Source organism: Pseudomonas sp. zfem004 (assembly GCF_032621715.1).
GTDB classification, from domain to species: domain Bacteria; phylum Pseudomonadota; class Gammaproteobacteria; order Pseudomonadales; family Pseudomonadaceae; genus Aquipseudomonas; species Aquipseudomonas sichuanensis.
On record NZ_JAVYJF010000005.1, the window covers coordinates 19178 to 38032 of the forward strand.

Consider the following 18855-nt stretch of genomic DNA (forward strand, 5'->3'; position numbering starts at 1 on the left):
CTGCACAACGGGGGCGTCAGACCACGTCCAGGCGGATCTTGTACTGGTTGAGCAGTTGGCTCAGGGCGGGGGTAGGGGCCTGATCGGTTACCAGGCAATCGATCAGGCTGATCGAACCCAGGCGAACCATGGCGTTACGGCCGAACTTGCTGGAGTCCGCAGCGAGGATCACTTGGCGGGCGTTGGCGATGATCGCCTGGGACACGCGCACTTCCTGATAGTCGAAGTCCAGCAGGCTGCCGTCCTCGTCGATGCCGCTGATGCCGACCACGGCGAAGTCGACCTTGAACTGGCTGATGAAGTCGACGCTGGCCTGGCCTACCACGCCGCCGTCGCGGCGCACCGTGCCGCCGGCCACCAGCACTTCGAAGTCGTCCTTGGCGCCAAGGATCGCCGCTACGTGCAGGTTGTTGGTGATGATCTTCAGGTGGTTGTGGTTGAGCAGGGCGCGGGCGATGGATTCGGTAGTTGTGCCGATGTTGATGAACAGCGAGGCATGGTCGGGGATCTGCCGGGCCACGGCTTCGGCAATGCGCTGCTTCTCGTCGCGCATCTGGTCGGCGCGCATGGCGTAGGCGGTGTTCTCGATACTCGAGTCGTAGGCGGCGCCACCGTGGTAGCGACGCAGCAGGTTGGCCTCGGCGAGCTGGTTGATATCGCGGCGGATGGTCTGCGGGGTGACGACGAACAGCTGAGCCATTTCCTCGATGCTGACGTAGCCGCGTTCGCGGACCAGCTCGAGGATTTGTTGTTGGCGTGGAGGCAGATTCATGGGCGGTCCTTGGGGGCAGCCTGAAAAATTCTGCAATGATGCCGTAGGAAGGGGAGGACGACCAGTCTGGATGCGACCTCCATAGCGGAAGGAGCCAGCAAGCTGGCTCCTTCACAAGGTGGGGGTCAGGCGTCGTGATCTTCCCAGTCGCGGGTGCGATCCACGGCCTTGCGCCAGCCTTTGTAGAGCTTCTCTTTCTCGTTTTCATCCAGCTGCGGGCTGAACTCGCGCTCGATGATCGCCTTGTCGCGCAGCTCGTCCAGGCCGCTCCAGAAACCGCAGGCCAGGCCGGCCAGATAGGCGGCGCCGAGGGCGGTGGTCTCGCGCATTTTCGGGCGCTCGACACAGGTGCCGAGGATGTCGGCCTGGAACTGCATGAGGAAGTTGTTGGCCACCGCACCGCCATCCACGCGCAGTTCGCTCAGGCGCTGGCCGCAGTCCTGCTGCATGGCGTCGAGCACGTCGCGGGTCTGGTAGGCGATCGACTCCAGCGCGGCACGGATGATGTGGTCGACTTTCACGCCGCGGGTCAGGCCGAACAGCGCACCACGGGCATAGGGGTCCCAGTACGGCGCGCCGAGGCCGGTGAAGGCGGGCACCAGGTACACGCCGTTGCTGTCCTTGACCTTGCTGGCGAAGTACTCGGTGTCGTAGGCGTCGTTGATGATCTTCAGTTCGTCACGTAGCCACTGCACGGTGGAGCCACCGTTGAACACGGCGCCTTCCAGGGCATAGGCCACTTCGCCGCGCGGGCCGCAGGCGATGGTGGTGAGCAGGCCGTGGGACGAAGCGACGGCCTTGTCGCCGGTGTTCATCAGCAGGAAGCAGCCGGTGCCGTAGGTGTTCTTGGCCTGGCCGGGCTCCACGCACATCTGGCCGAACAGCGCCGATTGCTGGTCGCCGGCGATACCGGCGATCTTGATGCCGCTCTTGGTCTGGCCATAGACCTGCGACGAAGGGCGCACTTCGGGCAGCATCTGCCGCGGGATGCCGAGGATATCCAGCAGCTTCTCGTCCCACGCCAGGGTATGGATGTTGAACATCAAGGTGCGCGAGGCGTTGGTGTAGTCGGTGACATGCACCTTGCCGCCGGAGAACTTCCAGATCAGCCAGGTATCGATGGTGCCGAACAGCAGCTCGCCGCGCTCGGCGCGCTCGCGAACACCTTCGACGTTGTCGAGGATCCACTTGAGCTTGGTGCCGGAGAAGTACGGGTCGGTGACCAGGCCGGTGGTTTCGCGGATGTACTGTTCGTGGCCGTCACGCTTGAGCTGGGCGCAGATCTCGGTGCTGCGGCGGCACTGCCAGACAATGGCGTTGTACACCGGGCGGCCGGTTTCCTTGTCCCACACCACGGTGGTTTCACGCTGGTTGGTGATGCCGATGGCGGCTACCTGGGCGTGGCTGATACCGGCCTGGGCCAGGGCTTCGACCATGGTCGCGCTTTGTGTGGCGAAGATTTCCATCGGGTCGTGCTCGACCCAGCCGGCCTGCGGGTAGTGCTGGGCGAACTCGCGCTGCGAGGTGCCGACCACGTTGGCGTCGCGGTCGAAGATGATGGCCCGAGAACTGGTGGTGCCCTGGTCGAGGGCAATGATGTAGTTCTTGTCCTGGGTGTCTGTCATGTCGATGGCCTTGCAGGAATTAGGAGTGGTTCAGGGCGTGGCGAGCATTTGAGCCCGGCGCTGGCATCAGGAAACCTGGGCATCACCCTGAGGATTATCGTCTGTCTGTGGCTTCTCGGCTTCTGCCGTCGGCAGGTTGCGGGCGATCAGCCCGCGGTAAAGGGCCGCACCAAGGCTGGCGCCGAGAATCGGTGCGAACACCGGTACCAGGAAATAGGGAATGTCACGCCCGCCGGTAAAGGCGATGTCGCCCCAGCCAGCGAGGAAGGTCATCAGCTTGGGCCCGAAATCCCGCGCCGGGTTCATCGCAAAGCCGGTCAGAGGGCCCATGGCGCTGCCGATCACGGCGATCAGCAGGCCGATCAGCAGTGGCGCGGTGGCGCCACGGGGCAGGCCGTTGTTGTCGTCGGTCAGGGCCATGATCACGGCCATCAGGATGGCGGTGATGATCACTTCGACCAGGAACGCCTGGCCGGTGGACAGCGCCGGGTGCGGGTAGGTGGAGAACACCGAGGCCAGTTCCAGGCTAGCCTGGCTGCCGCGCAACATGGCGTGGGCCTGTTCGAAATCGAAGAACAGGTTGCTGTACAGCGTGTAAACGAGCGCGGCGCCACAGAACGCGCCACACACCTGGGCGAGGATGTAGAACGGCAGTTTGCGTTTGTCGAAGCCGGCGAACAGGGTGAGGGCGATGCTCACGGCCGGGTTCAGGTGCGCGCCGGAAACGCCGGCGGTGAGGTAGATCGCCATGCTCACGCCGACCCCCCAGATGATGCTGATTTCCCACAGGCCGAAGCTGGCGCCGGCAACCTTGAGGGCGGCGACACAGCCTGTGCCGAAGAAGATGAGTAGCGCGGTGCCGAGGAACTCGGCCATGCATTGGGCGGAAAGCGTCGGTTGGCGTAGAGCAGTCGTCATGTATGACCTCGGTTCTTGTTGTTGTGAGGCGCGGTGCGCTCGACAGCAAAAAAGCCCGGAGTCGATCCCCATTGACGCCGGGCGGGTGCAGGAAGTGCACCTTATAGGTGCACCATGTATTCAGAAACGAAAAAATATAGACAAGAAACGCTGATGTCAAAGGTCGAAAGTGAACGATTGGCCACAATCTGACCGAGAGGCCTGCCTGCGAACCCTTGGCCGCCGCTCTAGGCTGCGGCTGTGCTGGCTGGCCTGGGGGATTTGCCCTACAGTAGCCGGCGACCTGCGATCGACTGGAGCCCTCGATGACCCCCGCCCTGGACCTGCTGAAAAAGGCGCGCGCCGAGTACCGCGTGCACAGTTACGAACATGACCCGAAGACTGCTTCCTATGGCCTGGAAGCGGCCGAGAAGCTTGGCCTTGACCCGCTGCGGGTGTTCAAGACGCTGCTGGCCAGCAGCGAGAAGGGCGAGTTGCTGGTGGCGGTGGTGCCGGTGGTCGGTACCCTCGATCTCAAGGCGCTGGCCCATGCGGCGGGGGTGAAGAAGTGCGAAATGGCCGACCCGCAGGCTGCCCAACGTGCCACGGGTTACCTTGTGGGCGGCATCAGCCCGTTGGGGCAGAAGAAGCGTCTGCGTACCTTCATCGACGAGTCCGCGCAACAACATGAAACCATTCACGTCAGCGCTGGCCGACGTGGCCTGGAGGTGGAGCTGGCAGCGGCGGTGCTGGCAACCCATACCCAGGGGCAATTTGCCGGGATTGGTCGCGGCTGAGCATCTGTATGGTGGTAATTTTCTCGACTCTGTCACTGTTCGGTCCGGGCCCCGTGCGCCATGCTCGGGCCCTTTCCAAAAAGACAGAGGGAGCGTGTCATGCAGTTGCACTTCCATCAGGTCGACGCGTTCAGCGATCGACCCTTCGCCGGCAACCCCGCCATGGTTTATCACCTGGAGCAGTGGCTCGACGAGGCGCTGATGCAGCAGATCGCCGCCGAGCACAACCTTGCCGAGACCGCGTTCGTGGTGGCGGAGGGGGACGGATATCGGATCCGCTGGTTCACCCCAAGTACCGAAGTGCCGCTATGCGGCCATGCCACCCTGGCCAGCGCCTATGTGCTGTTCGAGGTGTATGGCGAGCAGAAGGCGCGACTGGATTTCCAGAGCCAGTCAGGGCTGTTGAGCGTCAGCCGTGAAGGGGACCGCTTGTGGCTGGACTTCCCGCGCATCGATTCGCAGCCGGTTGCCGAGCCTTTGCCGGTTGCCGAGGCGTTGGGCTGCGAGGTACTGGAAGTGCGCCAGAGCAAGGAGCTGTTCGTGGTGTTGCCGTCGGAGCAGGCGGTGCGTGATTGCACGCCGGACATGGCTGCGGTGGCGCGTCTGCCCGGGCTTGGCGTAATTGTGACGGCGCCCGGGGCCAGGCATGACTTCGTATCGCGCTACTTCGCCCCGGCAATCGGCATCCCCGAAGACCCGGTAACCGGCTCCACCCATTGCCTGCTCATCCCGTACTGGGCTGAACGCCTTGGCAAAACCGAGTTGAGTGCTTTCCAGTGCTCGGCCAGGGGCGGTGAGCTGTCATGCAGGCTGGAAGGTGAGCGGGTGAAGATCGGTGGGCAGGCTCGCCGGGTGGCGAGTGGCACCTTGATGCTTTGATAGTCGCGGGGCAAGCCCGCTCCCACGTTGGTCGTGGGAGCGGGCTTGCCCCGCGATGTTCTGGACGCCTCAGAGCGCCGAGCTGACGCGGCGCACGCCGTTCTCCTGACGTGGCAACTGCGCGGCTACGCTGCCGGGCACCGGGAACAGCACCAGGTGGTCGGCCGCCACGGCGATGCCGATGTCCTGGCCTACCTGATGGTCGATGTGGCTGGGGAAGATCGCTTCGAGCTGGCTGCCGGTGGGCAACTGCAGGCGATACAGGGTCGAGGCGCCGAGGAAGCTCTTGCCGACAATTTGCGCACGCAATTTGCCGTCGGGCGCATGGATGATGTCATCCGGGCGCAGCAACACGTCCACCGAACTGCCCGGGGCCATGGTGTAGGCGCGATTGCCCCGCAGTTCGCCGAGCTCGGTGGTCACCGCCTCGTGGCTGCTCATCTGGCCGCGAATGAAGTAACCCTGGCCGATGAAGCTGGCAACGAAGGGGGTCTGCGGCTCGTGGTAGAGGTTGTAGGGGGTATCCCACTGCTCCAGGCGGCCTTCCTTGAACACGCCAACGTGGTCACTGACGGCGAAGGCTTCTTCCTGGTCGTGGGTGACCAGGATGGCACTGGTGCCACGGCTCTTGAGGATGTCACGCACCTCGTGGCTGAGGCGCCTGCGCAACTCGACGTCGAGGTTGGAGAACGGCTCGTCGAGCAGCAGCAGTTGTGGCTCCGGCGCCAATGCGCGGGCCAGTGCGACCCGTTGTTGCTGGCCGCCGGACAACTCGTGTGGGTAGCGCCCGCCGAGGCCGCCCAGCTTGACCAGCTCGAGCATCTCCTCGACCACGGCCGCCTGTTGCGGGTGCTTGCCGATGCCGAAGGCGATGTTCTGCGCCACGGTCAGGTGGGGGAACAGCGCGTAGTCCTGGAACACCATGCCGATCCGGCGTTTCTCCGGAGCCAGGGTGAAACCTGCACGGGAGATGACTTCGCCGGCCAGCTGGATCTCGCCTTCATGCACCGGCTCGAAACCGGCGATGGCGCGCAGCGTGGTGGTCTTGCCGCACCCGGAGGAGCCCAGCAGGCAACCGATGTCGCCTGCGTTCAGGTGCAGATTGAGGTTCTGGACGATGCGCTGCTCGCCGTAGCCGCAGGCGAGGTCGCGCAGGTTGAGCAGTAGGGGTTGACTCATGCGTGGTGGTAAGCCGGTTCTACAAGGAATTCGAGAAGGGCCTTCTGCGCATGCAGGCGGTTCTCAGCCTGGTCCCAGGCGACCGAACGGGGGTCGTCGAGCAGGTCCTGGCTGATTTCCTCGCCACGGTGGGCGGGCAGGCAGTGCATGAACAGGGCATCGGGTGCCGCCAGGTCGAGCAGTGCGCGGGTGACCTGGTAAGGCGCGAAGTGCGCCAGGCGCCGTGCAGTTTCCTCTTCCTGGCCCATGGAAGTCCAGACATCCGTGGTCACCAGGTGGGCGCCGCGTACGGCTTCCTTCGGATCACGGACGATCTGCACGCGGTCACCGCCCAATTGCAGGAAGCGTGGATCGGGGTCATAGCCCTCGGGGCAGGCGATGCGCAGCTGGAAGTCGAACTGGCGAGCGGCTTCGATGTACGAGTTGCACATGTTGAAGCCATCGCCGATCCAGGCCACGGTCTTGCCCTGGATCGAGCCGCGGTGTTCAAGGAAGGTCTGCATGTCGGCCAGCAGCTGGCAGGGGTGCGACTCGTCGGACAGGCCGTTGATCAGCGGCACCCGCGAATGGGCGGCGAATTCGGTGAGGGTGCTGTGGGCGTGGGTGCGGATCATCACCGCATCGACCATGCTCGACAACACGATGGCGCTGTCGGCAATCGGCTCGCCGCGGCCCAGCTGGGTGTCACGCGGCGACAGGAAGATGGCCTGGCCGCCGAGCTGGATCATGCCCGCCTCGAACGACACCCGGGTACGGGTCGAGGACTTTTCGAAGATCATCCCCAGCACGCGGTTCTTCAGGGGCTCGAACAGCACGCCACGCTTGCGCAGGTCCTTCAGCTCGATGCCTCGGCGGATCACACCGAGCAATTCGTCGGTGGTGAAATCCAGCAGGGAGAGAAAGTGCCTAGCGCTCATGATTGACTACCTTATCTGCAACGGTGTGCAGGTCGACCGTATGGGTTTTGTTGACAACGGGAGTGACCTGCGGCGTAAGCCGCACGGGGCGGACGGAATAGGGAAAGGCGCAATACTATAATTAAATGTCGCCTCAAACCAAGAGGGGGAAACACTGTCTCTGTATCAGCGGGTGTCGTAACCCACTGCAGGCGCGCTGTTTTTTATTTGCTACAGGGGTTGTACACGGCCTGGCGCGCGTTTGGCAAACCTGCTGTCGCGAATCGTGGGCCTGATGTCGGTAGATTCACGCCGCGAAGCGCGCTAGTGAGGCTTGCCGGGGCGGCGCATAGTCGAACGTCCAGAACAACACGGCAGAGGCGGCCATGACCAAGACCCTGCATCACCGAGCCTGTCACCTGTGCGAGGCCATCTGCGGCCTGAACATCGAAGTGACCCACGAAGCCGACGGCCGGGCGCGGATCAGCTCGATCAAGGGCGACCCGCAGGACCCGTTCAGCCGTGGGCATATCTGCCCCAAGGCAGTCGCCCTGCAGGATATCCAGGAAGACCCCGACCGCCTGCGCCAGCCCCATCGGCGTATCGGCGACCAGTGGCAGCCGATTGGCTGGGACGAGGCGTTCACGCTCGCCGCCGAACGCCTATGGGCGGTGCAGCAGGCCCATGGGCGCAACGCCGTCGCGGTTTATCAGGGCAACCCCAGCGTGCACAACTATGGGCTGATGACCCACAGCAACTATTTCCTCGGCTTGCTCAAGACCCGCAACCGCTTCTCTGCTACCTCGGTCGACCAGTTGCCTCAGCATCTGACCAGCCACCTGATGTACGGCCATGGCTTGCTGCTGCCGATCCCGGACATCGATCACACCCGCTTCATGTTGATACTCGGTGGCAACCCGCTGGCTTCCAACGGCAGCATCATGACGGTGCCGGATGTGGAGAAGCGGCTGAAGGCGCTGAAGGCCAGGGGCGGGCGCCTGGTGGTGGTCGACCCGCGGCGCAGCGAGACGGCGGCGATGGCCGATCAGCATCTGTTCATCCGCCCCGGTGGCGATGCGGCGCTGCTGGCTGCGCTGCTGCATACCCTGTTCGCGGAGGGCCTGGCCCGCGGATCGCACTTGCCGGTCAACGGGCTGGATCAGGTGCGCCAGGCCATTGCACCCTTCGATGCCGAGGCGATGAGCGGGCTCTGCGGCATCCCGGCGCAGGATATCCGCCAACTGGCCCGGGACTTCGCGGCCGCAGGCAACGCCGTTTGCTATGGCCGGATGGGGGTTTCCACCCAGGCCTTCGGTTCGCTGTGCCACTGGCTGGTGCAACTGATCAACCTGGTAACCGGCAATCTCGACCGCGAAGGCGGTGCCTTGTGTACCGAACCGGCGGTGGACCTGGTGGCCAGCACCTCGGGCGGGCATTTCAACCAATGGCAGAGCAGGGTCTCGGGCCTGCCGGAATATGGCGGCGAACTGCCGGTGTCAGCCCTGGCCGAAGAGATCCTCGAGCCGGGTGAAGGGCAGATCCGGGCGCTGGTGACCGTCGCAGGCAACCCGGTATTGTCCACGCCCAACGGGCGGCGCCTGGATGAGGCGTTGGACGGGCTCGACTTCATGCTCAGCATCGACCTGTACATCAACGAGACCACCCGCCATGCCGACCTGATCCTGCCCTCGACTTCGGCGCTGGAGAATGATCACTACGATTCAACCTTCAATCTGTTGGCGGTACGCAACGTGAGCCGTTTCAACAGGGCGATCCTGGCCAAGCCCGAGGGGGCATTGCACGACTGGGAGATTTTCGTCGGCCTGGCCAAGGCTTTTGCGGCTCGCGCCCAGGCCGAGCTGAAGGCGACCATGCCGCCGGCGCAGATGATCGACTACGCGCTGCGCAAGGGGCCTTATGGTGATGCGTCAAGCTGGAAGCTGTCGCTGCAAACCCTCGACCAGCATCCCCATGGCCTCGACCTGGGGCCGCTGACGCCGAACCTCGCTGATCGCTTGCGTACCTCCAGCCACGCGGTTGAAGCAGCCCCAGCGGCCCTGCTTGAAGACCTGCAACGGCTGGCCCGGCAATTGCCGCCGGAACCTGGGCAGTTGTTGCTGATCGGCCGCCGTCATGTGCGCAGCAACAACTCATGGATGCACAACTTCCATCGGCTGGTAAAAGGCAAGCCGCGTCATCAGTTGCTGATGCACCCGCTCGACTTGCATCAGCGCCAACTGCAGGACGGCCAGACGGTACGTGTGCGTTCACGCACCGGCGTGCTCGAAGTGCAGGTCCAGGCCAGCGAGGAGATGATGCCGGGGGTGGTCAGCCTGCCCCATGGCTACGGGCATGGGCGCAAGGGCGCCCAGTTGCAGGTGGCCAGCGCGCAACCCGGGGTGAGTGCCAATGACCTGACCGACGAGCGCCTGCGTGATGGTGTTTCCGGCAATGCGGCACTCAATGGTGTACCGGTGCAGGTGGAGGCCGCATAACGGTCGGCAAGGCCGAGCATGCCGCTCGGGTTTCCGATACAATGCGTCACCGTGCCGACAACCATGTCGGAAAGTTCAGCCGAGGTGCTTCATGGATATCATCGAAACAATCAAAGAGCAGATCGCCAACAACACCATTCTGCTTTACATGAAAGGCTCGCCGAATGCCCCGCAGTGCGGCTTCTCGGCCAAGGCATCGCAAGCGGTGATGGGTTGCGGCGAGAAGTTCGCCTACGTCGACATCCTGCAGAACCCGGAAATCCGCGCCAACCTGCCCAAGTACGCCAACTGGCCAACCTTCCCGCAACTGTGGGTGGCCGGTGAGCTGGTCGGCGGTAGCGACATCATGCTGGAAATGTTCGAAAAGGGTGAGCTGCAGGCCCTGATCAAGGACGCGGCTGCCAAGGCCAAGGCTTCCGAGGCCTGATTCCAGCGTTATCGCGCCGGAATGCAAAAGCCCCGCATATGCGGGGCTTTTTGTTGCTTGGATAAAGAGTTCCAACACCTCAATGCCAGTCAGTTAAGCCAATTGGGGCCGCACTGCGGCCCTTCGCGGGTAAACCCGATCCCACAGGTCCAGCGCTAGCTTGAGATTTTTGCGCAATCCTGTGGGAGCGGGTTTACCCGCGAAGGGCTGCAAGGCAGCCCCATTAGTGGCAATGAAGCGCTAATTGACTGGCATTAACCTACACCCCAATAAAAAGCCCCGCACTTGGCGGGGCTTTGGCGTATCTGGCGATGATTACTCTTCGCCCATCTGCGACTGCAGGTAGTTCTCGATGGTGATCTTGTCGATCAGGCCCAGCTGGGTTTCCAGCCAGTCGATGTGCTCTTCCTGGTCTTCGAGGATGTCTTCGAGCACATCGCGCGAGCCGAAGTCGCCTGCAGTTTCACAATGGGCGATGGCGGCTTTCAGGTCGGCGTGGGCCTTTTTCTCAAGCTTCAGATCGCACTCGAGCATCTCTTTGGTGTGCTCGCCGATCATCAACTTGCCCAGGTCCTGGACATTGGGGATGCCTTCGAGGAAGAGGATGCGCTTGATCAGCTTGTCAGCGTCCTTCATCGCCTGGATGGATTCTTTGTATTCGAATTTGCCGATCTTGTTCAGGCCCCAATCTTCGTACATGCGCGCGTGCAGGAAGTACTGGTTGATTGCGACCAGCTCGTTTCCGAGGATCTTGTTGAGATGCTGGATGACGCTTACGTCGCCTTTCATGATGGGGTCCTGCCCTGTAGAAGTTGAGCCAATGAAAACAAGTTTGAGCCCGACAACTACCTATGTCAAACCTAAGTTATTGAATAATAAGTGAAAATTAATCGGAATAAGAATGTTTGTGAACCGCGTTCGGGCGCTAACTTATTGAATTTCAGGCATAAAAAAACCGGGCACTGGGCCCGGTTCTTCGAAATTCTTTTTTACGCCGCGTTGAATTCAACGGGGTAGGGGAGTGCAGCCTGTTGGCTGAGTTGCAGCTCGGTCAGCGTCTCACGCACCACCTGCTTGGCGAGGCAGGCGCATTTACCGCACTGGCTGGCGACGTTGGTGGCGGCTCGAACGTCCTTGTAGCTGCAGCATCCTTCGTAGATCGCATCGCGGATCTGTCCATCGGTGACACCGACACAGAGACACACATACATAAAGGCTGACCATTACGGTTGGATTCGATGGGTTGGAGAGTAATGGTAATGAGAATGCTTGTCAAAGCACTTCCTGAAAGGGCCGCCCTTGAGCGACCGGTGGTAGAGATTCGGCCTGTCATCAGAAGCCGTGTATGATGGTCGGCCTTTGCCGGATCCGGGGGAACTCATTCTGCCCGGGCAAGGTTTTTCACCCCTCATCAGGAGAAATCGAATGAGCGTACTCGTTGGCAAAAAAGCCCCAGACTTCACCGTCCCTGCCGTACTGGGCAATGGCGAAATCGTCGACAGCTTCACCCTGTCCTCGGCCATCAAAGGCAAGTACGGCCTGGTGTTCTTCTACCCGCTGGACTTCACCTTCGTCTGCCCGTCCGAGCTGATCGCCCTGGACAACCGCATCCCTGACTTCCAGGCTCGCAACGTGGAAGTGATCGGCGTGTCGATCGACTCGCACTTCACCCACAACGCCTGGCGTAACACCCCGGTCAACAACGGCGGCATCGGCCAGGTCAAGTACACCCTGGCAGCCGACATGACCCACGAAATCTGCAAGGCCTACGACGTCGAGTCCGAAGGCGGCGTGGCCTTCCGTGGCGCCTTCCTGATCGACACCAACGGTGTTGTTCGTTCGCAGATCGTCAACGACCTGCCACTGGGCCGCAACATGGACGAGCTGCTGCGCCTGGTTGACGCCCTGCAGTTCCACGAAGAGCACGGCGAAGTCTGCCCGGCCAACTGGAAAAAAGGCGACAAGGGCATGAACGCTTCGCCGGAAGGCGTTGCCGCTTACCTGAGCGAGAACGCTGGCAAGCTGTAATTTGCCAAGCGCATAAAAAAACCGGCCCTGGTGGCCGGTTTTTTTGTCTCAAGTTTCAAGCTACAAGCCACAAGTGAAAAGCCTGGCGCATGTAGGCTGCTCTTTCTTGTCGCTTGAAGCTTGAAGCTTGCAGCTTAGTCGTTGAAATCGCGCCAGCCGCCCATTTCTTTCCAGCGGTTGACGATGCCGCAGAACAGCTCGGCGGTCTTCTCGGTGTCGTAGCGTGCCGAGTGCGCCTCGCGGCCATCGAAGTCGATGTCGGCGCTCTGGCAGGCCCGTGCCAGCACGGTCTGGCCGTACGCCAGGCCGGCAAGTGTTGCGGTGTCGAAGCTGGAGAACGGGTGGAAGGGGTTGCGCTTGAGGTCGTTGCGCGCCACCGCGGCATTGAGGAAGCCCAGGTCGAAGCTGCTGTTGTGCCCGACCAGGATCGCGCGTTTGCAGCCGTTGGCCTTGAGTGCCTTGCGCACGCCACGGAAGATGTCGGTGAGCGCGCTTTCCTCGCTCACGGCCATGCGCAGTGGGTGGTCCAGCTTGATCCCGGTGAACTCCAGCGCGGCCTGCTCGATGTTGGCACCTTCAAAGGGTTCGACCCGGAAGAAGTAGGTGTGCTCGGGGAACAGGAAGCCCTTCTCGTCCATGCCGATGGTCACTGCGGCGATTTCCAGCAGGGCGTCGGTGGCGCTGTTGAAGCCGCCTGTCTCGACATCCACCACTACCGGCAGATAACCACGGAAACGTTCGGCCATCGGATGGCGCGAACCGCTGCTGCCCTGGCTGTCCTGATCGTCGTCGTAGAGGTCTTCGCTCACGCGTTGTCCTCCAGCAGGCGCCAGCGCAGTTTTTCACCGGCACGCAGCGGGATCACGGTGTTGTCGCCGAATGGCAGACTGGCGGGCGCCGTCCACTCGTCGCGCACCAGGGTGATGGTGTCGGTGTTGCGCGCCAGGCCGTAGAAGTCCGGGCCGTGCTTGCTGGCAAAGCCTTCGAGCTTGTCCAGCGCGTTACGCTGCTCGAACGCTTCGGCATACATCTCGATGGCGGCGTAGGCGGTGTAGCAGCCAGCGCAGCCACAGGCGGCTTCCTTGGCGTGCTGGGCATGAGGGGCGGAGTCGGTGCCGAGGAAGAACTTCGGGTTGCCACTGGTGGCCGCGTCCAGCAGCGCCACCTGGTGGGTGTTGCGCTTGAGGATCGGCAGGCAATAGAAGTGCGGGCGGATACCGCCGACCAGCATGTGGTTGCGGTTGTACAGCAGGTGCTGGGCGGTGATGGTCGCGCCGACGTTGGCCGGGGCTTCGGTGACGAACTGCGCGGCGTCACTGGTGGTGATGTGTTCGAAGACCACTTTCAGCGTGGGGAAACGCTCGACCAGGCGGCGCATGTGCTCGTCGATGAAACGCTTCTCACGGTCGAACACGTCGATCTCGCTGCGCGTCACTTCACCATGCACCAGCAGGGGCAGGCCGGTCTCGGCCAGGGCCTCGATCGCCGGGAAGATGTTGTCGATGCTGGTCACGCCGGAATCGGAGTTGGTGGTGGCGCCGGCCGGGTACAGTTTGGCGGCGTACACGATACCGCTGGCCTTGGCCGCGTGGACATCTTCGGCGCTGGTGCGGTCGGTGAGGTAGAGCACCATCAGCGGCTCGAAGCGGCTGCCGGCCGGACGCGCCGCGAGGATGCGCTCACGGTAGGCGCCGGCTTCGGCGGCGTTGCGCACCGGGGGCACGAGGTTGGGCATGATGATGGCACGGGCGAAGGTGCGCGCCACGTCGCCAACGGTATGTGGCAAGACGGCACCATCGCGCAGATGGATGTGCCAGTCGTCGGGGCGCAGGAGGGTCAGGCGATCGGACATTGGGGATTCCAGGCGGGTCGAACTCAGAAGCCAATGCTACCGGAAAACCCTTGGGCGAGCACGGCTATCAAGTTTTCCAGCCAGCGTCCGATAGCGTTGATGTAAGCCGTCAGAATCTGTGGAGCCGCCCGTGCGCCAGCGTTACCTAGCCCTGTTCACCCTTGTCGCCAGCCTGCCGGCGGGGGCACTCACCTTCCAGACCCGCATGGAGAATGTCGCCTGGAAAGTAGAGGGTGACCAGTTCGAATGCCGTCTGGTTCAGCCGATCGATGGTTTCGGCAGTGGTGAGTTCGTGCGCCGTGCCGGCGAGCTGCCGACCTTCCAGCTGCGCTCCACGAGCAACGTGCTCGGTGCTGGGTCCGCCACACTGTTGGCGGCAGCTGCACCGTGGCAGCCAGGCCGTGGCGACATCAATCTGGGGGCTGTGCGCATGGGCCGCACCGGTGTGCTGTTCACGTCCTCGCAAGGCCAGGCCAGCCGCTTGATCAATGGCTTGCTGGATGGGCGCAGCACGGTGGTGCGCAATTATGCAGGTGAAGGCGGGCGAGCCATGGAAGTGCGGGTGCTGCCGGTCAGTTTCGCCAAGGCCTATAGTGACTATCAGCGCTGTGCGAGCACGCTGCTGCCGATGAATTACGATCAGATTCGCCAAACCCAGGTCGGCTTCCCCGGCAATGGCTTCGAGCTGGATAGCTCGGCGCGTGCACGCCTGGACCTGATTCTGGACTACATGAAGGCCGACCCGACGGTCAATCACATCGAGCTCGACGGCCATTCCGACAACAGCGGCAACCGCCTGACCAACCGTGACGCATCGCGCCGTCGTGCCCTGGCCGTGGCCGAGTACTTCAAGGCCCATGGCGTCGCCGAAGAACAGATCACCGTGCGCTTCCACGGCGAGCGCTATCCCCTGGCCAAGAACAACAGCGCCGCCAACCGCGCGCGCAACCGTCGAGTCAACATCCAGCTCGATCGGGTGACCCCGGTCGAGAAGCCGGTTCCGGCTGCAGCGCCGGCCGTTCCCGCTGCGGCTCCTGCCCCTGCGCCAGCGGCCACGACCGCTCCGGCAGCCGTACCGGCCCAGCAGGCACCCGCGAAGCAGGGCTGAGTGCGACCACTGGTCGCGCTGTCGACAGTTCCTGTCGCTTTGTCGTCACAAGCTGTCGCCCCACTGTAATTTTTGCGGCAAGGCCGTTAGAATCGAAGGCTTTCCGTACAACCCCGTGGAGTGATGGCATGGCGGACGTAAAAAAGGTCGTACTGGCGTATTCCGGCGGCCTTGATACTTCGGTGATTCTCAAGTGGCTGCAGGACACTTACAACTGCGAAGTGGTGACCTTCACCGCTGACCTGGGTCAGGGCGAAGAGGTCGAGCCGGCCCGCGCCAAAGCCCAGGCAATGGGCGTTAAAGAAATCTACATCGATGACCTGCGCGAAGAATTCGTGCGTGACTTCGTGTTCCCGATGTTCCGCGCCAACACCGTCTACGAAGGCGAGTACCTGCTGGGTACGTCCATCGCTCGTCCGCTGATCGCCAAGCGCCTGATCGAAATCGCCAACGAAACCGGCGCCGACGCCATTTCCCACGGTGCTACCGGCAAGGGTAACGACCAGGTGCGTTTCGAGCTGGGTGCCTACGCACTCAAGCCGGGCGTCAAGGTCATCGCCCCATGGCGCGAGTGGGACCTGCTGTCCCGCGAGAAGCTGATGGACTATGCCGAGAAGCACGGCATCCCGATCGAGCGCCACGGCAAGAAGAAGTCGCCGTACTCGATGGACGCCAACCTGCTGCACATCTCCTACGAAGGCGGTGTCCTGGAAGATACCTGGACCGAGCACGAAGAAGACATGTGGAAATGGAGCGTCTCCCCAGAGAACGCCCCGGACCAGGCTACCTACATCGAGCTGACCTACCGCAACGGTGACATCGTTGCCATCGACGGCGTCGAGAAGTCCCCGGCCACCGTGCTGGCCGACCTCAACCGCATTGGCGGTGCCAATGGCATCGGCCGCCTCGACATCGTCGAGAACCGCTACGTCGGCATGAAGTCCCGCGGCTGCTACGAGACTCCTGGTGGCACCATCATGCTCAAGGCTCACCGTGCCATCGAGTCGATCACTCTGGACCGCGAAGTCGCTCACCTGAAAGATGAGCTGATGCCCAAGTATGCGAGCCTGATCTACACCGGCTACTGGTGGAGCCCGGAGCGTCTGATGTTGCAGAAGATGATCGACGCCTCGCAGGTGAACGTGAATGGTGTGGTTCGCCTGAAGCTGTACAAGGGCAATGTCGTGGTTGTCGGTCGCAAGTCGGATGACTCGCTGTTCGACGCCAACATTGCCACCTTCGAAGAAGATGGCGGCGCCTACAACCAGGCCGACGCGGCCGGCTTCATCAAGCTCAATGCTCTGCGCATGCGCATTGCGGCCAATAAAGGCCGTTCCATGCTCTGAGCATCCTGCTAAAAAGAACCCGGCCCAGGCCGGGTTTTTTTTGGCCGTCATTCAGGGGCTTCGGTCTGTTCGAACGGCGGTTCGGTGCCCTCGTGCATGGGGCCGGCCGATAGATGAAAACAGGCCCGGGTGTCGAGGTTGTACAGGATCCAGCGGCGTGTAGAGGTGTGTGGGCGATCGATCATGCGCAATACATGGCGCTCGAACATCTTGCGGCTGTCTGGGCCGGAGATGGCAATGATCATGGCAGCTTCGCTTTCGCTGATGTGCGCCGGGGGCGTGTTGAGCGGCGCTTGCGTCTCTTCGGCCGTCGACGTGACAGCTTGGTTTGGCGTTGTTGGTGGTTGAGCGGGGGGCGGGCTGTTGAGCGTTGAGTCATGGTGCTCAGGCACGAATAACGACCCGGTATTGAAGTTGAGTGTGAGGAAGAACAACACCGTCAGGAAGAAGGGGAAACCTACGAGGAACCAGGTGTAGATGGTCTGGCTTTCCGCGTTCAGGAATGGCAGCGAAGCCAGGGCGGAGGCTTCGATGACGCCGGCGAAGACGGCGATAAGCGTCAATGGGCTGAATGATGGATTGTTCATGATGGGCGCCTAGGCATGCTTTGCTCATCAGTAGCCTGATTTTTAACACAGAGTAAGTGTGAGTATTTCCTCTTCTGAAAATCCTTAGCCATTTACTTAACGGCGTTCCGATGTCTTGTCTCAATAGTGGAAATTTCCTGCGTTAAGTGTAATGCCTCTGCGCTTGGAGCCCGATTAGTAGGGTGCTAACTTGTACACGGCTACATCGATCTGGGACGAATAAAGTTCTGCGAAAGAATTGTACGTAGGAATATTCCTTAAGAAGAGTAGGCGTCTTCCTTCGATGCATCTGCCAAGGAAACCATGGCACGAATAATCGTTATGCTCGGTTGTGCTCGGGTATCAAAACTAAAATAACGCAATAATGGATATCGCATGAACAAAGTGCTGATCGTGGATGATCACCCGGTCATTCGCCTGGCGGTACGCATGCTGATGGAACGGCATGGATACGAGGTGATGGCGGAAACCGACAACGGGGTGGATGCCTTGCAGCTAACGCGGGAGCATCTGCCAGACATTGTCATTCTGGATATTGGAATTCCCAAACTGGACGGGCTCGAGGTCATTGCCCGAATGACATTGGCAAGCCCGGCAAGCAAGGTGCTGGTGTTGACCTCGCAGGCACCGGGCCATTTTTCGATGCGCTGCATGCAGGCGGGGGCTGCGGGGTATGTCTGCAAGCAACAGGAGCTGACCGAGCTGCTAAGTGCGATCAAGGCCGTGCTGTCAGGCTACAGCTACTTCCCCAATCAGGCACTGCACAAAGGGCGCACTGGCGTTGGTGGCGCAAGCGAAGTAGAAATGGTCGAGCGTCTTTCCGGCAGGGAGATGATGGTGCTGCAGCAACTTGCTCGAGGAAAGACCAATAAGGAAATTGCCGATAGCATGTTCCTTAGCAACAAGACCGTAAGTACTTACAAAACCCGGCTGCTGCTCAAACTCAATGCGCGTTCACTGGTTGATCTCATCGAACTGGCCCAGCGGCACGGTCTGGCCTGAATCATCAAAAGCCTCCATCAGGAGGCTTTTTGATGCCTGGGTTACAGGTCGTAATCGAAATCGGCCAGCTGCTTCTGCAGGCGCCGCTCTTCCAGCATATTGTCGATGGTCCGGCGCTTGCTGAGGTTGGTCTTGGCCACTTCGGGCTGCGGCTCAGCGTCTTCTTCTGCGTTTTGAAACTCGTCGTCGATAGCCAGGTCTTCTTTATCGGTGCTCATGCGTCACTCCAAGCCAAAGGGCCATTGGCCGTCCTTATAGCGGGATTCACCGAGCGGGTAAAAAAGATTTTTTCAATCGTAGTGCAGGTGTTTTTGCAATTGCCTCAATCGTCTGATGTCTTATGCCTGTATTCGCACAGGTCTTCGATTCGGCAGCTACCGCAGCGAGGCTTGCGCGCCTGGCAAACGTACCGACCATGCAGGATCAGCCAATGATGGGCGTCGAGCAGGTAATCCTTGGGTACGAACTTGAGCAGCTTCTTCTCCACCTCCAGCACGGTTTTGCCCGGTGCAATGCCGGTGCGGTTGCTCACCCGGAAGATATGGGTGTCAACGGCCATCGCCAGTTGCCCGAATGCCGTGTTGAGCACGACGTTGGCGGTTTTGCGGCCAACCCCGGGCAAGGCTTCGAGCGCCTCACGGGTTTCCGGTACCTCTCCGCCATGCTGTTCGACCAGCAGGCGGCAGGTCTCGATGACGTTCTTGGCCTTGCTGTTGTACAGCCCGATGGTCTTGATGTATTCGCTCAGCCCATCGACCCCCAGTGCGTGAATGGCTTCTGGCGTGTTGGCGATGGGGAACAGGCGTGCAGTTGCCTTGTTGACGCCGACATCGGTTGCTTGCGCCGAGAGAATCACGGCAATCAGCAGTTCGAAGGGAGTGGTGTAGGCCAGTTCGGTCTTGGGCTCGGGGTTGTCTTCATGCAGCCTGCGAAAAATCTCCAGGCGTTTAGCGGCATTCATGGGG

20 protein-coding genes are annotated in these 18855 nt (G+C 61.6%); 8 read left to right on the forward strand and 12 right to left on the reverse strand.

The genetic code is table 11. The annotated features are described in order from the left end of the window. Positions 1-16 precede the first annotated feature (16 nt). The 3 genes from glpR to RTH46_RS06980 form a co-directional block, all read right to left on the reverse strand. Complete coding sequence (gene glpR / locus RTH46_RS06970) at positions 17-772, reverse strand: DNA-binding transcriptional repressor GlpR (protein WP_153786293.1); 756 nt, start codon at positions 770-772, stop codon at positions 17-19. Positions 773-897: 125 nt separating this feature from the next. After that, positions 898-2397, reverse strand: a complete 1500-nt coding sequence (glpK, locus tag RTH46_RS06975; protein WP_316905311.1) for a glycerol kinase GlpK — start codon at positions 2395-2397, stop codon at positions 898-900. Between the two features lie 66 nt (positions 2398-2463). Continuing rightward, positions 2464-3315, reverse strand: coding sequence for an MIP/aquaporin family protein (locus tag RTH46_RS06980; protein ID WP_125462848.1), 852 nt, complete (start codon positions 3313-3315; stop codon positions 2464-2466). A 305-nt stretch (positions 3316-3620) separates the two neighbouring features. Here RTH46_RS06980 and ybaK point away from each other — a divergent pair, with 305 nt between their 5' ends. After that, on the forward strand, positions 3621-4091 hold the full coding sequence (gene ybaK / locus RTH46_RS06985) for a Cys-tRNA(Pro) deacylase (protein ID WP_110995137.1): 471 nt from the start codon (positions 3621-3623) through the stop codon (positions 4089-4091). 99 nt (positions 4092-4190) lie between these two features. Continuing rightward, on the forward strand, positions 4191-4970 hold the full coding sequence (locus RTH46_RS06990) for a PhzF family phenazine biosynthesis protein (protein ID WP_316905312.1): 780 nt from the start codon (positions 4191-4193) through the stop codon (positions 4968-4970). A gap of 69 nt (positions 4971-5039) precedes the next feature. Here the strand turns inward: RTH46_RS06990 and RTH46_RS06995 are convergent, their stop codons facing one another. Beyond that, positions 5040-6149, reverse strand: a complete 1110-nt coding sequence (locus RTH46_RS06995; RefSeq protein ID WP_279848212.1) for an ABC transporter ATP-binding protein — start codon at positions 6147-6149, stop codon at positions 5040-5042. Then, positions 6146-7066: an ornithine carbamoyltransferase gene (gene argF, locus RTH46_RS07000; RefSeq protein WP_153786289.1), complete on the reverse strand. Its 921-nt coding sequence runs from the start codon at positions 7064-7066 to the stop codon at positions 6146-6148. The genes RTH46_RS06995 and argF overlap by 4 nt, the downstream gene beginning before the upstream one ends. A gap of 365 nt (positions 7067-7431) precedes the next feature. Between argF and RTH46_RS07005 the strand changes: the two genes are divergently transcribed. Beyond that, positions 7432-9540 carry a molybdopterin oxidoreductase family protein gene (locus RTH46_RS07005; RefSeq protein ID WP_316905313.1) on the forward strand — a complete coding sequence of 703 codons (2109 nt, stop codon included), beginning with the start codon at positions 7432-7434 and terminating at the stop codon, positions 9538-9540. A gap of 91 nt (positions 9541-9631) precedes the next feature. Continuing rightward, the gene (grxD, locus tag RTH46_RS07010; RefSeq protein ID WP_110995142.1) at positions 9632-9967 is read left to right on the forward strand and encodes a Grx4 family monothiol glutaredoxin; all 336 of its coding nucleotides are present in this window, start codon (positions 9632-9634) and stop codon (positions 9965-9967) included. 315 nt (positions 9968-10282) lie between these two features. Here grxD and bfr read toward each other — a convergent pair whose 3' ends face one another. After that, complete coding sequence (gene bfr, locus RTH46_RS07015; RefSeq protein ID WP_110995143.1) at positions 10283-10756, reverse strand: bacterioferritin; 474 nt, start codon at positions 10754-10756, stop codon at positions 10283-10285. Between the two features lie 200 nt (positions 10757-10956). Next, positions 10957-11178, reverse strand: a complete 222-nt coding sequence (locus RTH46_RS07020) for a bacterioferritin-associated ferredoxin (protein ID WP_110995144.1) — start codon at positions 11176-11178, stop codon at positions 10957-10959. 214 nt (positions 11179-11392) lie between these two features. Here RTH46_RS07020 and RTH46_RS07025 point away from each other — a divergent pair, with 214 nt between their 5' ends. After that, positions 11393-11995, forward strand: coding sequence for a peroxiredoxin (locus RTH46_RS07025; RefSeq protein WP_153786287.1), 603 nt, complete (start codon positions 11393-11395; stop codon positions 11993-11995). Positions 11996-12129: 134 nt separating this feature from the next. On the opposite strand, the gene rnt is transcribed toward RTH46_RS07025, so the two are convergent. Then, positions 12130-12804, reverse strand: coding sequence for a ribonuclease T (rnt, locus tag RTH46_RS07030; RefSeq protein ID WP_153786286.1), 675 nt, complete (start codon positions 12802-12804; stop codon positions 12130-12132). After that, positions 12801-13847 (reverse strand): dihydroorotase, encoded by a 1047-nt coding sequence (gene pyrC, locus RTH46_RS07035; RefSeq protein WP_316905314.1) that lies wholly within the window; start codon positions 13845-13847, stop codon positions 12801-12803. Before pyrC ends, rnt begins: the two co-directional genes overlap by 4 nt. Positions 13848-13977: 130 nt before the next feature. On the opposite strand from pyrC, the gene RTH46_RS07040 reads away from it, so the two are divergent. After that, positions 13978-14955, forward strand: a complete 978-nt coding sequence (locus RTH46_RS07040; RefSeq protein WP_153786284.1) for a flagellar protein MotY — start codon at positions 13978-13980, stop codon at positions 14953-14955. A gap of 128 nt (positions 14956-15083) precedes the next feature. Further along, on the forward strand, positions 15084-16301 hold the full coding sequence (locus RTH46_RS07045; RefSeq protein ID WP_110995148.1) for an argininosuccinate synthase: 1218 nt from the start codon (positions 15084-15086) through the stop codon (positions 16299-16301). A gap of 47 nt (positions 16302-16348) precedes the next feature. Here RTH46_RS07045 and RTH46_RS07050 read toward each other — a convergent pair whose 3' ends face one another. Beyond that, a complete protein-coding gene (locus RTH46_RS07050) occupies positions 16349-16888 on the reverse strand; it encodes a hypothetical protein (RefSeq protein ID WP_316905315.1) in 540 nt (179 codons plus the stop codon). Between the two features lie 375 nt (positions 16889-17263). On the opposite strand from RTH46_RS07050, the gene RTH46_RS07055 reads away from it, so the two are divergent. After that, entirely contained in the window at positions 17264-17890 is a 627-nt protein-coding gene (locus RTH46_RS07055; RefSeq protein ID WP_153786282.1) for a response regulator transcription factor, read from the forward strand. A 41-nt stretch (positions 17891-17931) separates the two neighbouring features. Here RTH46_RS07055 and RTH46_RS07060 read toward each other — a convergent pair whose 3' ends face one another. Beyond that, on the reverse strand, positions 17932-18108 hold the full coding sequence (locus RTH46_RS07060) for a PA3496 family putative envelope integrity protein (RefSeq protein WP_167409855.1): 177 nt from the start codon (positions 18106-18108) through the stop codon (positions 17932-17934). Positions 18109-18212: 104 nt separating this feature from the next. Further along, positions 18213-18851 (reverse strand): endonuclease III, encoded by a 639-nt coding sequence (nth, locus tag RTH46_RS07065; protein ID WP_125857630.1) that lies wholly within the window; start codon positions 18849-18851, stop codon positions 18213-18215. Positions 18852-18855 lie beyond the last annotated feature (4 nt).